This is a genomic window from Neorhizobium alkalisoli, assembly GCF_007829835.1.
Classification (GTDB): Bacteria; Pseudomonadota; Alphaproteobacteria; order Rhizobiales; family Rhizobiaceae; genus Neorhizobium.
In genome coordinates, this window is the sequence record NZ_VIWP01000006.1 from 13377 (window position 1) to 28791 (window position 15415).

General features: G+C 62.5%; 11 protein-coding genes. All 11 read right to left on the bottom strand.

The window, feature by feature from the left end; translation table 11 throughout:
- Positions 1-8: 8 nt before the first annotated feature.
- On the bottom strand, positions 9-3485 hold the full coding sequence (gene tssM / locus FHW37_RS21790; protein WP_145640214.1) for a type VI secretion system membrane subunit TssM: 3477 nt from the start codon (positions 3483-3485) through the stop codon (positions 9-11).
- Entirely contained in the window at positions 3482-5074 is a 1593-nt protein-coding gene (gene tssL / locus FHW37_RS21795; RefSeq protein WP_145640215.1) for a type VI secretion system protein TssL, long form, read from the bottom strand. The genes tssM and tssL overlap by 4 nt, the downstream gene beginning before the upstream one ends.
- Positions 5071-6411 (bottom strand): type VI secretion system baseplate subunit TssK, encoded by a 1341-nt coding sequence (gene tssK, locus FHW37_RS21800; RefSeq protein ID WP_145640217.1) that lies wholly within the window; start codon positions 6409-6411, stop codon positions 5071-5073. The genes tssL and tssK overlap by 4 nt, the downstream gene beginning before the upstream one ends.
- On the bottom strand, positions 6408-7616 hold the full coding sequence (locus tag FHW37_RS21805; protein ID WP_145640218.1) for an FHA domain-containing protein: 1209 nt from the start codon (positions 7614-7616) through the stop codon (positions 6408-6410). Before FHW37_RS21805 ends, tssK begins: the two co-directional genes overlap by 4 nt.
- Positions 7606-8646: a type VI secretion system baseplate subunit TssG gene (gene tssG / locus FHW37_RS21810; protein ID WP_145640220.1), complete on the bottom strand. Its 1041-nt coding sequence runs from the start codon at positions 8644-8646 to the stop codon at positions 7606-7608. The genes FHW37_RS21805 and tssG overlap by 11 nt, the downstream gene beginning before the upstream one ends.
- Before the next feature lie 18 nt (positions 8647-8664).
- Positions 8665-10446, bottom strand: a complete 1782-nt coding sequence (tssF, locus tag FHW37_RS21815; RefSeq protein ID WP_145640222.1) for a type VI secretion system baseplate subunit TssF — start codon at positions 10444-10446, stop codon at positions 8665-8667.
- Complete coding sequence (tssE, locus tag FHW37_RS21820) at positions 10439-10948, bottom strand: type VI secretion system baseplate subunit TssE (RefSeq protein ID WP_145640224.1); 510 nt, start codon at positions 10946-10948, stop codon at positions 10439-10441. Before tssE ends, tssF begins: the two co-directional genes overlap by 8 nt.
- Positions 10941-11771 (bottom strand): type VI secretion system accessory protein TagJ, encoded by an 831-nt coding sequence (locus tag FHW37_RS21825; RefSeq protein ID WP_145640226.1) that lies wholly within the window; start codon positions 11769-11771, stop codon positions 10941-10943. Before FHW37_RS21825 ends, tssE begins: the two co-directional genes overlap by 8 nt.
- Positions 11768-13156, bottom strand: a complete 1389-nt coding sequence (tssC, locus tag FHW37_RS21830) for a type VI secretion system contractile sheath large subunit (protein WP_145640780.1) — start codon at positions 13154-13156, stop codon at positions 11768-11770. The genes FHW37_RS21825 and tssC (FHW37_RS21830) overlap by 4 nt, the downstream gene beginning before the upstream one ends.
- A 125-nt stretch (positions 13157-13281) precedes the next feature.
- On the bottom strand, positions 13282-14763 hold the full coding sequence (gene tssC, locus FHW37_RS21835; protein ID WP_145640228.1) for a type VI secretion system contractile sheath large subunit: 1482 nt from the start codon (positions 14761-14763) through the stop codon (positions 13282-13284).
- A 125-nt stretch (positions 14764-14888) separates the two neighbouring features.
- Positions 14889-15413: a type VI secretion system contractile sheath small subunit gene (gene tssB, locus FHW37_RS21840; protein WP_145640230.1), complete on the bottom strand. Its 525-nt coding sequence runs from the start codon at positions 15411-15413 to the stop codon at positions 14889-14891.
- Positions 15414-15415 lie beyond the last annotated feature (2 nt).

The window sequence follows — 15415 nt, forward strand, 5'->3', positions numbered from 1 at the left end:
CCGTCCGATCAGAATTGCGTCGGGCAGGCAAACGCGGACAGCGCCTCCAGCCGGAATGGATTGAGGATCGAGCCGAACTGCACGTCGAATTCCGCCGTCTGGTTGCCCTGGGTGAAGGCGGCGCGGAAGAGGTCGCCGCCCTGTGTGTTGACCTTGGCATCATCGAACAGGCGGAAGGGCGACCAGTCGCCGCTTTCCGTCAGAGCCTGCTGAAGGCCACCCGGCTGGAAGGCGAGACGGGAGACATTGGTTGCCTTGTCCGAAGGCCAGTTGATCGTTTTCGATTGCACCCGGCCGTTAAAATAGAGGATGCGTTCGCCCTCGATCTCGAGCATGACGGCCGTGGCGGCTTCCGACAGCGAAACCGGCTTGATGTTGATCGCCACGGACGGGTTCTCGCTGCCGGCCGGGAAGAAGGCGCGATTGATCTTGTCGGCATTTTCGAACTGGGCGATCGCCGCGCTCGGAATGCTTTTTGAACCGAACGTGCCCTTCCAGCCCCAGGGTGTCGAACTGGTATCGACGAAGGCGGCCAATTTTTCGGTAAAGAAGGTCTTGAACAGCCCCTGCGGACCGAACAGCCGGATGAAATCGGTCATGGTCACGTCGCGCGGCGATTCCCGGTCGAACGGATAACGGCCGGCAACGACGCTGGAGCAGAAGCTTGCGCCCTCGGCGGTCCAGGCCTCGCTGATGCGGCCGCGTGCCGATTTGACGGCCAGCGATCCGACATCGGCCGCCACGCCCGCCATCCATGTATCAACCGGCGCCGGCAGGCGGCGGGCCTGCTGCAACAGATCCTGATTGGCGGTTGTGAGCTGGCTGTCGACATCGAAGACCTTTGCCACTTCGGCGGTCGAGGTCGCAGCGCGCGACAGTTGCTCATGCACTTTCTGCAGTAGCGGTTTCAGCTGGCCGACCGGTGATTTCGGTGCGTCCTTCGATTGCTCGGTCAGAGCCTGGCCGGTGGGGGCTTCAAGGGCGGACCGCAGAGGGCCGAACGGATCCGGCGCATTGACGGCGCCGGCAAGTGCGGTCGTTGCTCCGGCAAGGCCATCATCGCTTGTGGAGGCGACTTCGGTGCCGGGCGCTCGCAGATCCGTGGAAGCGACGATAGATTTTACCAGGGTCTCGACCGGGCTCGGTTCGCTCGACAGGATGCGTGTCGTCTCGGCGGCGTCACCAATGGTTTGCGACGGCTTTACCCGCATATCGGTCAGCATTGCCGTCCAGCGCTGTTCGAAACTGTTGAAATAGAGCTGGATTGCGGCCTGGGCGGTCATATCGATCGTGCTGCCGGCGGGGTTGGCCTCACCGCGAACCCATTGTTCATCGAGCGCCTCGCGCGAAGCCTCGGTGATTTCGGGCAACACGACGGTTCGATAACCGGTGGTCGAGAAAAGCCCGGGAATGCCATCCTGCAAAGGTGTTTTCGAGGCGCGTTCGAAAGCCTGTTCACCAAGCGGGCCTAGAGCGCTTGCGGGCGTCCATGCCGGCAATATCCGGGCCGCCGGCCCATCGCCGAGAATGTCATAGGCGCGGCTTGCAAGACTTTGCGTGCGGATTGTCTCGCGGGCCTTGGTGATCAGCGCATTGTCGAGCTCGATCGGCGGAAGGGCGCCCTGTGCCATTGCCCTGGCATGGGCGATCAGCGCCTGGCGGGTGGCGGTGCGTCCCTCGCCGGGATAAAGGGCGGTGAACATGTCCTCGGCCTCGACAGCCACGAAGCCCGGGTTCATCTCGCCGAGACCACCAAGCATGCCATAGAGTTTCAGGGCATTGAACGTCGTCTTAACGTCCGTCGTCTCGGTCATCTGTTTTTGCAGCTGCACCAGCATGCGCGGCAGGAGCAGCGCGTTGAGGGCACGCTGATAGGCGTCGCGCTGGCGGCCGGCGATCTTGCCTTCCTGATCGAGGCCGAAACTGACCGGCCAGACACGGGTTTTCGAAAAGCCGGTGGTGACGGCGGCGAGATTGTCGAGCGCGGGCAGGACGCGCAGGAAATCTGCATCCGTTACGTCGCGCACCTGCACGCCGCGTATGGATTGTTCATAGGCGTTGATGCGCTGGTCGGCGGCGGCGATCGCGGCCGTGTTCTGGAAATAGGTGGCCGTCCAGCTGGTCAGCACGACGGCGAGAGCCAGAACCGCGGCGGCATAGGCCGCCCGGCGGAAATAGAGTTGTCGGCGCGAGAGCCGCTTGTCGCGTGCAACAAGCGAGGCTTCCTCGAAGATCACGTCCTTGAACAGGCGCGAGAGGAAATAGCTGCGGCGCGACTGCGCGGTGGCCGTGACGGTTTCGCGGCCCTGGGTGCCCGAAGCAAAATAGATGCCCCGCAGCATCGGCGGATCGATGAGCTTTGATCCGGAGCAGAGCTCGGTCATCACCTCGTGCAGTTTTTCCTTCAGCGCCGCAAGTTCGGCCGGGAAGCGAAAAATGCGGCCGCGCAGTTCCGGGTTCGGCTCCTGCTGCAGGCGCTCGATCAGCATCGAGCCGACCCGTTCCTGGAGAAGGGTGAATTCCTCGAGATAACGATCGGGCAGGCTTTCCGCCTTGTAGCTCTCGTCGAGGCCGAAGGTCGTGCCCCAGACCTGTTCGCGGTCCGACTTGTTGAAGCCGTCGAAGAATTCCACGAAACCGGTCAGGAGATCGGCTTTTGTCAGAACGAGATAGACCGGGATGCGCGCCTGCAGATGCTCGTCGAGTTCGGAAAGCCGCTGGCGGATAGCGCGGATTTCCTCGCGCTGGGCTTCGGAATCGCGGGTCAGGAGATCGCCGATCGAAAGGGTCAGAAGCGCGCCATTGATCGGCTGCGAGCGGCGGTATTTGCGTAAGAGGCCGAGAAAACCTTCCCAACCGGCCTTGGCGGTGCCGTTCAGGTCGTCCTGTGTCGTGTAGCGGCCGGCGGTATCGATCAGGATCGCCTCGTCGGTAAACCACCAATTGCAGTTGCGCGTGCCGCCAATGCCCTGAACCGAATTGGCGCCGAGTGCATCGCCGAGCGGGAATTTCAGGCCGGAATTGGTGAGCGCCGTCGTCTTGCCGGAGCCGGGCGCGCCGAAAATGACGTACCAGGGAAGCTCGTAAATGTAACCGAAGCGCCTCTTGGTGATGCGCCGCAGAAGCTGCAGTGCCTCCTTCAGCCGATTGTGAATCTCGCCGACTTCGGCATTCTGGCTTGCGGCGGCCTCCGCTGCCGCATCCCGCTCTATGCCTTCGACAAGCTGCTTGTCGCGGCGACGGTCGCGGATGACCGTATAACCGAGATAGACCAGCCAGCCGACGATGATGAGGCTGATCAGAATGATCCGGTTATTGGCAGGCGCCAGCGGCCGGAACGTGCCATAAGCGGCAAGCGAACCGTAAAACCAGATGACGACGCAGATCGCGGCGACCCAGATGATCGAGATGAACCGCCGGCCTATCAGGCCGGCATAGGCCTCGACATAGGAGCGGAGCGAATAGAAGAAACTTAACGGGTTCATCGCGAAGCCCCTGGCGCCGGTTGGGTTGCGGGCGTGTTGGTATCGGCATCCGGCCGGTCGGTTTTGCCATCGGTCTGGGATGTGGTCGGTTGCTCGGATCCGACTGCCGGGACCTTGAGACCGGCATCGCTCAGTTTCTCATTCGGGTCCGTGAGAACCAGGATTTCGGTGCGCCGGTTCATCTCACGTCCCTCGGGCGTGGAATTGTCGGCGATCGGATCGCTGTCGGCGCGGCCTTCGGTCAGGATTGCGCCGGGGCCAGTAAACGAGGTCAGCAGTTCGCCGACGGCCTTGGCCCGTGCCTCGGACAGATGCCAGTTGGAGGGGAACTGGATCGTGCGGATCGGCACGTTGTCGGTATAACCAACGACGACAGCGCGGAAATTTTCCGCCGCAAGCGCGTTGCCGATGCGCTGGATCAGGTCGCGGAACTTGTCGCTGACCTCGGCGCTGCCGACCTCGAACAGTCCGGAATTGTTGATCCGTACCAGCAATTTGCCGTTGGAATCCGACAGGGTCACCAGCTTCTTGTCGACTTCCGGCTGCAGGAAGGCGAGGAGGTTTTCCATGCGTGTCGGCGGCGGTGGGCTCAGCGGTGGCGGCTGAACCGGTTCGACCGGCTTTGCCTCCACCACCGGTGGCTTCGGTTCGGGCGCCGGTTCCGGCGTCTTGATCAGCACGCTCGGCGTGTCGCGCGGCGGCAGGCTGGCGAGCCGCTGGAAGGTCCCGTCCGAGGCGCCGTTGAGCGACAGGGTGAAGAAGAGATAACCGAGCGCAAAGACCAGCGCGAGGATGGAGAGAAGCGTCCAGAGCGCGACTGCGGTTCTCAGCGGCTTGTGGCGAGCGGAAACGCCTTTCCAGTGCGGTGAAAGCTCGCGTTCGAAAATGCCGTATTGGCCAAGCAGCGTCTTGTAGAGGCTGTCGCGGATGCGGCCGAGTTCGAGATTGCCGCGCGGCGAGACGCGGGTGCGGCCTTCGAAGGCGAGCGACAGGCTCAGATAGATGAGGAGCAGCAGATCCTTGTTGGCGCCGGGGCTCTGTTGGAAATGGTCGAGAAGGTCGAATACCCGGTCACCGCCGGTGACGTCGTTGTGAAAGGTCGAGACGAGGCCGGACCGGGCCCAGCCGGCGCGTACACCCCAGGGCTTGCTCAGGATCACGTCATCGACCGTGGCGCAGATCACGTAATGGGCGGCGCGGGCGCGTTCCTGGCTGATCCGGGCACCGGCAAGGTCGCGCTCGTAACGGCCGACGGCTTCCACCGCGACACGGCGGAGCTGGTCGATATCCGGCTGTTCGTCGGTATAACGCAGCATATGCGCAAGATTGAGCAGCGGCGCGGCCGAGCGCACCAGCGTCGGCACTTCCTCGCCGCCGAAGCGGAATTCCCTCACCATCGTCTCGACGGACCAGCCGCCGGGCGTCGATGGTCGCGACGACATCGCGGCCGGGGCGTTGTCGGGAAAATCGAGAACGTCGTCGAGCATTTCCGCCATCTTGCGGGCGGACTGCGTCTTCTTCACACCCTCTTCCGTCACTTCGACGAGGGTCGGCTGATCCTGCCAGGTGGATGCGGGTTCGTTCTTCATTCTCTAAGCGCCCACAGTTCCATTTCGAGGCCAGGAAAATCGCCTGCGAGATGCAATGCGATGGCGCCCGAAGTGTCGAGTTGTTTCCAGAGAGGGTTTTTGGTGTCGAGTTCGAAATAGATCGTGCCGGAGCGGTAAGGCAGCTGGCGCGGCAGAACGGGCAGCGGCCTGACCGGAATGCCCGGCAGCGCGACATTGACGAGATCGGCGATGCGCTCGACCGGGCCGACCTTGATCTGCGCCGGCAGCTTGCGGCGGACATCTTCCGCCGACATTTCGGCACGCACGGCCAGCACGAAGCCGGCATCCTTGAGAAGTGTCCGATCATTGATCGTGCCGACCCGCACGCCATGGCGGCGTTCGGCAAGTTCGATCGAAACGGCCGACTGTTCCAGTACCGCCGAAAGCGAAGCGCGCAGGTCGTCGAAGACGGCAGCGAAGGTCGCCTTCAGGTCGTCATGGCGATAAGGCGGAAAATCGGTGGCGCGCTTGCGATCGGTCGTGAAGGTCGCAAGTTCGCCGGCCAGCTGGATGCAGGTCTCGTAGAAATCGATCGGGTGCATGCGCGTCGCATTGGCACCGATATGTTTCAGCATCGGATCGGCGCGGTTGAGGATCTGCAACAGGAAATAGTCACCGACCTCGGCCGTGCCGCGGATAGTCGGATCCCCGATCCGCTCAGCGATCGCCTCGGCGCGGTGGCGGACGATGCCGAGAAGCTCGGTCATCAGCTCCGTCAGCCGCGCTTCGGCGGCGCAGTTGAGGCTCGGCGCAATGAATTCCGGATCGAGGATGACGGCCCGGTCGGAGCGGACCTCGATGATCCGGGCAAGGCCGATCAGTTCGTAACCGGCCAGTTCGTCACCGGTCTTCAGGTAACGCAGGCTCAGCCGGCCGACGTCGATCGGCGCCATGAAATCGGTTTCGACATTGGCGTCGGGAGCTTCGTAATTGGAAGCGACGAGGCGCACGCTGTTCAGCCGCGCGCCGCCGTTCAGCGCCACATCCGCCTTGCCGGGCTGGCGGGCGGGAAGTGCCAGATAGATGACGGCGTTTTTGGTGTCCTCGTCGAGATCGAGCGCCGGCGGCAGGTCCGCGTCGATCGGCGCCTCGAAGGGCGTGCCATCCGGCATGATGCCGCGCAGGTTCGACAGGGCGAACTGACCGATCGCCAGCGCGCTGCGGTCGATGCCGATTTCCGAGACGCCCCAGGGATAGGGCGTCAGCCCGCGCGTGGTGGTGCGCACCAGCCGTTCGGTCCAGCGATCAGCCTGCTGAAAATGCTGTACGCGAAGGAACATGCCTTCACTCCAGGCCACACGGTTTTCATTCCTCATCGCCCAGCCTCATCATTGTGATTCATATGTCCGTTCTCCGCCGCTGCCGTTTCGCTGGTCATCGCGGCGCGAAAAATGTCGCGGACGGAAAGCGGCCTGCCGTTCTTTTCGAATTGCGCCTTATAGGCCTGCCAGAAGTCGCGGTTCTTCGCCCAGGGCAGGCGGCGACCGGCGGCCTCGACGCGCGATTCAAGAATGCGCGGCTCCATCATCCGGCCGGCCTCCTGCATCAGTCCGTCGAGCGCATTAGCAAGCCAGACCTGCTGCGCCAGCAAGGTTTCCGCGCGGCTGACCAGCACGTCCTCGCGACTGCGGCCGAACATATCGGGCTCGCCGCCTGGATGGGGCGGCGCCATGTCGAAGACCTCGAATGTATTCTCCATGGCTTCTTCCATGCGGGCCATCACGGCTTCCATCCGGTCTGCGAGCTCGCCCGAACGACCGATCGAAAGGCGCGGAAAATCCTCGTCCAGGTCTTCGTGCTCGGGTTCCGGTGCCGGGATATTGTCATTGACGATATCGAGGGCTGCGATGGGTTTGGGACGGGAGATCGGCACCGAGACATGGGTTGCCGATCCATGTTCGAGATGGCTGCCAAAGCTCGAGTCTCCGTCGATATTCCAGTCGTCGGGCAGGAGTTTCGTTGCCGATTCAAGCGTCGGCGGGCCATTCCAGCCGATCTCGACATTGCGGGATGTGCTTTTGCTGTCCGGATCGCGCGACGACATGGACCATGGCTCCACCTCGCGATCGCCGAGAATACCGCCGGCACTGCTGCCGCCCGGCGCGATGTCGGCGAGGATGGCGGAGATCGTCAGCGGTTCGTCGCTGAGCGCAAGGCCTGCCTCGGGATCCTCGATCTCGCGGCTCCGTTCGCCTGAAATCGATACCGAGAAGGCGAGCCCGCCGACTTCAAGGCGCGACTGGTCGGAAAGCCTGGCCGTCTCGCCTTCATGCACGATGATGCCGTCCACTTTCGATCCATTGGCGCTCTTGTCGAGCAGGACGAAACCGTCGCGGTCGCGTTCGATGACGCAATGCAGCTTGGAGACCGAACGTTGCTCCTGCGGCAATTGCCAGTCGCAATCAGCGGAGCGGCCGAGCGTGCGGCGCCCGCGCTCAAAATACCATTTCAGCCGGGCAGCCGAGGATATCGATGAGGATGGCGGCGTATTTCCGCCGATCTGCCGCAGTTCAAGCCGCATGCGCGCCTCCCTCGGATCGGTGCGGTTCGGTGATGATCGCATCGCCGCTGTCTGTCGCTGCCGGCGCTACGCGTGCCCAGGTGTTCCAGCCAAGCCGTGGAAGATCAGTCTCTTTTCCCTGACCAAGCTGGCAGAACGGGACGTCTTCTTTTTTCAGGACGACCTGGATATCGAAATCGAGCGCGCTGCCGACATAAAGCCGCGTCAGCGCGAACAGTTCGGTGATGTTGCGGCCACCGGGGGTGAGCGAAAGATAATCCTGATACCCGAGCGGTCCGATGACCACGCGGAAACCGCCGCTGAAATCGTGGATCGCGGCGCCGGCGGTGGCGTTGACGCCGAGCTGTACGGCCTGGGCCGAGCCCATGCGGCTGCGCTCGTTTTCCGGAATGGTCAGCCATCGGGGCCGGAACAGTTCGACCTCGACCGGCAGGCCGGTGAACTCTTCCAGCATGGCCCGAAGATTGGCCGGGTTGCGGTTGCGCGCGGCGAAAAAGCCGGAGAAACGCAGGATGAGATCCTCATCGACACCGCTGCGTTCGGTCAGGCGTTTGGTGCCGAAGCCGGACAGGGCCAGAAGCGAGGTGACGAAGGCGTTGTTACGCCGATTGCCGCCCCAGCGCAGGCGGCGGGCGATCCGGTATTTCTCGCAGGCATCGGCGAAAAGTTCGGCCATACGGGCGCTGAAGAGGTCGAAGAAGCTCGCAAGCCCGCGTGAGCGGTTGCGCTCCTGGCGCATGATCTGTTCGTTATAGGCCGACGGCATCGAGCCGAGAGGGCCGGTCAGGCCTGCAAGCGCGCTTTTCAATGCGCTGCCGCCGCCCTTGCGCTTGAAGCCGCTGACGGCAAGCGGGGCCGGCGAGACGCCCATCGGGGCGGCGATATCGAGGTCTCCATCCGCTGCCGCCTGGGCGATGCGCAAGGCCGTGACCGGCTCGAAGCGACCGGGGTCGCGTTCGAGCAGATCGACGAGCGCCCCGGAGGGGATCCCGGTCGGCGCATCGTTTTTCTGGGCGGTCGTCAGGTCCATGGAGGCTCAAAAATCCTTTCAGAGAAGCGGTCGCTGGGCGGCGCGGGCCGGCCAGCGGGCGATTGGTTCTGACTGGCCCTTCATCGAGACCGTTAGCCGGGTAAAGCTGTTGACGGATGTGTAGAGACTGAAGAAACGGTCGAGCACGGCGCCGAACAGGTAGGCCGAAGGGCGGTCGATCGCGGCCGGGTCGAATTCCAGTGTGATGTCCGTGCCCGGCACCATGCCGCCGCTGCCGAGCCTCGCGGTCGAGTTTTCGGCGCGGATGCGGATCAGCGCGTCGACGAGCTGGCGGGTCTCGGGGCTGTCGCGGAAGGCGTAAAGCGAAAGAATGTCCTTCAGCGCGCCACCTTCATTGTCGAACAGCGAGAGGTGATTGAGCAGGAGATGTGACATCAGGCGCCAGTTGCGGCCCTCCTGATCGTTCATCCGTACCGAAGGTGTCGGCGGGATCAGTGCCTCGACGCCGGCAACCGCTTCATGTCCGGAAGCGAGCTGCAGGAAGGGATGACCGCCACCGAAGGGCAGCTGTTCCGGCAGGTCGCGGTTGATGCAAAGTGTGTCGACGCTTGCGACCACATCCATCGGTCCAGCGAAACGGCTATTGCGATCGACAAAGGCGATGTCCATGTCGCTGGTGCCGTCATCCTCGTCGAAACGGCGGTAGGACTGCCAATATGAACTGCTGTTTCCGGCGCGTTGCGAGCGGCCGAAAAACGGCTGGCAGAATTCCTCCTGCCCACGCGAGCCGGTTAGCAGCACCCGGTCGATCGAGTAGATCTCGCGGGTCTTCTGGCGGCGGGCATCGGGCAGAAGCCGGTATTCGGTGCGGGTTCCATCGACCGAGATCGGCTCGCAGGTCTGGCGGAAGAGATTGACGACCGGTGCCGCATTGAGCGCGAAATCGCGGGCGGCTAGAGCGCGCTCCAGCTTGGCGTCGGTTTCCTTGAGATAGATGAAGATTTCCAGCGTTTCGCCCTTCCAGGCGCTCAATCCCTCGATGTCGAGGAACAGGAATTTTTGCGGCAGGGCGAAAAATTCCGTCAGCAGCCGGTAGCCGATGAAGCTTGGAGCCGGATAGGGCAACATGGCCTGCTGCGGCTCGAAACCGACTGGTTTCAGGTTACGGGCGGGCAGGAAGATCGGCGCCTGGTCGTCGGCATGTTTGGCAAGCGCAATGCCGAGCGTGTTGTTGGCGAGAAGCTCGTGGATCGCGACCGCCTGCTGCCAGGGCGAAGCGATGTGAAGGCAAAGCCGGTCGAGGCCGAATTCGCCGATCGGTTTGCGTGGATCGAGCGAGCGCAGAGACAGGCGAACACATCCGGCCGCACCGCCATAAGGGGATAGCGGGGCATCGATCGGCTGGCCGGTCAGAGCCGCAGCGGCGATCTCGATCGGCGCCATTTCGACATCCTGGGTGGTGCGGAAACGGCAGGCTTCGCCGCCGATCGGTTCGGCGAGGATTTCCGTATGACGTGGCACGGTCTGGACCGAGGCGAGCGTCGCGCTCGGCTTGAAGCGGACGATGCTCATCGAGGGAAGCGGCGCGAGATAATGCGGGTAGAGCGTTTCGAGCAGGCCGTCGGTCAGTTCCGGAAACTCGTCGTCGAGTTTCTGGCGCACGCGGGCGGCGGAATAGGCAAAGCTCTGGATCAGGCGTTCGACATGCGGATCGTCGGCAACGTCGCCGGTCATTCTGAGGCGCCCGGCGATTTTGGGGAAGGCATCGGCAAACCGCGCCGCCCGGCGGCGCAATGCCAGAAGCTCGTCATTATAGCGGTTCAGGAATCCATCAGCCATTTGCAGCCTCCACGAGGAAACGCTGGGTCGAGGGATCGATGGTGGATTCGAAGCTGATTGGCGGCATGCCTTCATGCAGGCGGAAGGTGGCCTGGATGCGCATCCGGAGCGCCCGTTCGGTCATGGTCCGGCTTTTCAAGATCGTTACGCGCACATCCGAAAGCCGGGTCTCGAACATGGAAATGCGGCGCTCGACCATCTGGGCGAGCCGCAGCTTGGCCTCGTCGGTGGCGAGATTGGCAGACACCATGCCATCGACGCCGTAGCTGACAAGCGCGTCCTTCAGCTCGCTATAAGCTGCAGGCGGTGCTTCGGGACAACGGCGGGTGTTGAGCAGGGCTTCCAAATCGCGGCGGATCGATTCCCGCACCTCGCGGACCTGATCGACCATGTTAATCTGTGGATCGAACAGGCGATCGGGCTCGTCGTCGATCAGCCGGTCAAAGATCGAGCGGGCCAGGATGCGGTCGCGCGGCCGGTAACGTTCGAGCGGATCAGCCATGAACAGCTTTCCTTCCGGCCGAAACGGCCTGCGGTGCGTCGAGGCTCGACATGTCGTGGAAAGAAACGAGATCGTCGCCCGCAAGGAAGCAGCGCTGGCCGCGGCCGCTGGTGATGCCGGTTTTTGTCTCCATCCAGTCGGTCTCGCGGCTGAGTCGCAGCTTGTTGTCGTCCGTCGTGCCGGCATAGATGGCCGGCAGCAGGACATTGGCCATGGCGCCATCGATCAACGACAGTTCGGCGCTGCGGAAGGCGAGGTCGCGTGGCCGTGTGATGGGCTCGACCGAAAGACCGGCAATTTTCGAAAAATCGATCCAGAGATAACCGCCGCCGGACATGATGACTTCGAGCGCATGGGGAATGCGGTCGTCGAGGTCGCGGAAATCGGATACGGGTTTGCCGTTCCAGAGCATGGACCGTTCGCCACGGTTTTCTTCCAGCGCTTCGAGGGTCTTTTTCGCGCCATCGGCATCGCCCATGCGTTCGGCAATGCCGAGGCTGACGGCGAGCTTGTCGCATTCGGTCGGGCCGCCCGGAAATTCCGGCACGGCGCCGGTCGCAAACCAGGCGTCGCGTGCGGCCATGCCGCGCAGCGTGTTGCGCAGCAGAACGAAACCCATGGTCGCTTCCGGCGAGAATGTTGCGGCAAGGCTGCATTGATTGTCGGCGCGCTCGTAATCACCGGCCAGGATCAGCAGGTCGATATAGAGGTGGCGGGCATCCTGATCGGAGGGTTTTGCCTTCAGGTAAGCCTTTGCTTCCTGCAGCGCCTCTTCCAATGCCTCTTCGCCAAGCGCCTTTGAAATGCTTTCGGAGAGCGTCATGCGGACATCCTTTCGGGCATGGAGGCCGAGCGGCTGAGCGCTTCGGCAGCGTTTGCAGTTTCAGCAATCAGGTGGAAGCTGGTGGAAACATCGTCGAGCTGGAAATGCGGCTGCAGCCGGACGGTGCAGGAGAAGGTGCCCGGCTTGCCGGGGATCTCGTGGACACTGATGCCGGCCGAGCGCAATGGAAAACGGGTGCGCAGCGAAAGGTCCGCATCGTCATTGCCGAGCGTGTAACCGGTCAGCCAGTCCTCGAGTTTGCGCTGGATGGAGATGGCGTCGGAGAGCTGACCGATCTCGTCGCGCATGATGACCTTCAGATAATGCGAGAAACGCGAGGCACAGAGCACATATTGCAGCATGGCCGCCAGCCGGGCGTTCTGTCGCGCATGCTCGTTGGAATAATGCGGCGGCGCATGCAGTGACTGGTTGGAATTGAAGATCGCCGAGGCCGACAGGTAGGTGGTGGCGACGGGGATCAGGCCGAGATCGCAGAATTGCTGCTCCTGCACGCTGGTCAGCCGGATTTCCACGGGTGCCTGGGCGGAAAGGCCGTTGCTCTCGGTGCCGAAATCATAAGGCGAAAGCTCGGCCGTGCTCAGCATGCCGCCATCGATCGCATTCTGGCTGACGCCGCGGATATCGGCGAACCAGCCGGATTCGATGAAGTTGCGGATGACGACGGTGGCGAAGGCAAAAACGCCATTGCCCCAGAGAAGCGAACTGCCATCTGCGGCAATGCTTTCGCGGAAGGGAAAGCCGTCGTCGCGTCGGCGATCGAAGGGTTCATGCGGCGAGCGCATCAGGATGCGTGGCGCGACAAGGCCGAGGAACCGAGAATCGTCGCGGGCGCGAAGACCGTTCCAGCGCAGCCGTTTCGGATCGTCGGCCAGCCAGGAGAAATCCTGGACGCGGTTGAGCTCGTCGAATTCCTCCAGCCCGATCGCCTGCGGCGAGGCCCCGGCGACGAAGGGGCAGAAGGCGGCGGCGGCCACCATGCCGAGCTGCACGAGCGTGCTGATCGCATCGCCCTCGGCAGGCTGGGTCGGCGCGAAATGATAATCCCCGACGAGAAGGCCGAAAGGCTCGCCGCCGGGCATGCCGAATTCGCGGCTATAGACGAGTTCGAAAAGGTGGCTCTGGTCGAAATCGGCGGCGCGTTCCATGCTGCGGGCAAGTTCCCGCCAGCTGAAGCTCAACAGCTTGATCTTGACGTCGCCGCTGCGGCCGGATTCGCGCACGAGCATGGCAAGCCCGCGCCAGCGTGCCTCCATCGCCTGGAAATCGGCATGATGGAGGATCTCGTTGACCTGCCGGTTCAGCGCACCGTCGATCAGTGCGATCAACTGGTCCGCCCGGCGCCTCCACTCTGTGCAAGAACCCATCGTCATCCTGGTCTCAAATGCAGATCAGTTCCGGATGAAACGCGGTGCGCTTTCCTGTCGGAACTGCGTGAAACAAAGTCTGGAAGGCACGCGCGGCGAGGGAACGCGCCGCGCGTGTGATCGCATTAGGATTTGGAGGGAATCCGGGCGACCATCCTGAGCGAGGTGGTCAGCTCTTCCATCTGCAGCCAGGGGCGCATCCAGGCCACGGCATTGTAGGCGCCCGGCTTGCCCGGGATTTCCTGAACGGTGACCTTGGCGTCGCGCAGCGGATATTTGGCGCGGGATTCTTCGCCGGCCTCGTCATTGGCGTTGACGTAATTGGAGATCCAGCGGTTGAGCCAGGTCTCGCAATCCTTCGCTTCCATGAAGGAGCCGATCTTGTCGCGGCCCATGACCTTCAGATAATGCGCAAAACGCGAGGTCGCCATCATATAGGGAAGGCGGGCCGAGACGGCGGCGTTGGCAGTCGCTTCCGGACGGTCGTAAAGCTTCGGCTTGTGGGTCGTCTGGGCACCGAAGAACACGGCATAATCAGTGTTCTTGTAGTGGCAGAGCGGCAGGAAGCCGAGCTTGCCGAGTTCGGCGTCACGACGGTCGGTAATGCCGACTTCGGTCGGGCATTTCAGATCGAGGTCGCCGTCGTCGCTGGCAAAGACATGCATCGGCAGGCCTTCGACCTTGCCGCCGTTTTCGGCGCCGCGGATTGCCGTGCACCAGCCGCTTTTGGCAAAAGCTTCGGTGAGACGCGTGCCCATCACGTAAGCGGCGTTCATCCAGCAGTAGTTTTCATGCGGCAGCTCGCCGTTTTTCGAACCGCCGGTTTCGTCGAAATTGAATTCGTCGATCTTGCTGGTCTGCGGGCCATAAGGCATGCGGGCGAGAACACGCGGCATGGCGAGCGTCACGAAGCGGCTGTCGTCGCTGTCGCGCAGGCCGCGCCATTTGGCATATTCGACCGTTTCGAAGATCTTTTCGAGATCGCGCGGCTTTGCCAGTTCGCGATAATCGTCGAAACCGAACATGCGCGGGCTGGCGGCCGAAATGAAGGGCGCGAAGGCGGCGGCCGCGATCGACGAGATGCCCTGCAGGGTCTGCACGTCATCGAAGGAATTGTCGAATTCATAATCGCCGACGAGGGCGCCCATCGGTTCGCCGCCCGGCGTGCCGAATTCGTCTTCATAGACGGACTTGAAAAGGCGCGACTGGTCGAATTCGACAGCCTTTGAGAGATCCTTGCTGATGTCGCGCTTCGACGCGTTCAGCACGCGGATCTTCAGGTTGACGCTCGTCTCGGAATTCTTGATCAGATATTGCAGGCCGCGCCATGTGCCTTCGAGCTTGACGAATTCCGGCGACTGCATGATCGCAGCCAGCTGTTTGGAGATCGTCTTGTCGAGCTCGGCGATCGCGTTGTTCAGCGTGATCGTCAGGTTGCGGTCATAGGTGACCGTTCCTTTCAGAGCCTGGTCGGTCAGGGTGCGCAGCAGATCCTGGGCACGGTTGGGTTCCGTCTGGCGGGTCGCCGCGACGACCTTGGACAGGAGGTCCTGTTCAGGCACGAAATCGACGTCTTGCTTGGCCTGCAATTGCGTATCAGCGCTCATGGGTCAAATCCTTCTTACGGAGCTGCGGCCCTGGTCGTTGGAAAAATTGCTAAAGGTACCGCGTCTCGAACATAGGGATGGTCAGGAATGGCTTTTGGCGCACGGGGGATCCCCCGTGCGGGACGTCAGTTCACGGGATCTTTCTTGCCTTCCGGTCCCTTGTTGCCGAGCTGGGCAACGAGTTCGGAAAGATCGGCCTTGTTCTGCAGGATGTCTTCAAGCAGGCGTTCCAGCTCTTCCGAGCGGTCGGCCTTGCTCATCAGGTCGCGCAATTCGTTGCGGGCATCGAGAAGAGCCTTCAGGGCCGGAACCTGGTTGACGATCGAGCCCGGCTCGAAATCGTCCATGCTTTCGAATTTCAGGGAAACCGGAAGCCGGGTTCCGTCATCCTTCAGCGTGTTTTCGACCGACATGGTGAGGCCCGGGGTCATGCGGCGCATGACGTCGTCGAAATTATCACGGTCGATCTGGACGAACTTGCGTTCGCCGAAAGGCTTAAGCGGCTGGGTCGGATTGCCGGAAAAATCGCCGAGCACGCCAACGACGAAAGGCAGTTCCTTGACCACCATGGCGCCTTCCGTTTCCACTTCATACTTGATGTGGACGCGGGGCTTGCGGACCCTTTCCAGTTTCTCATGCACACTTGCCATCG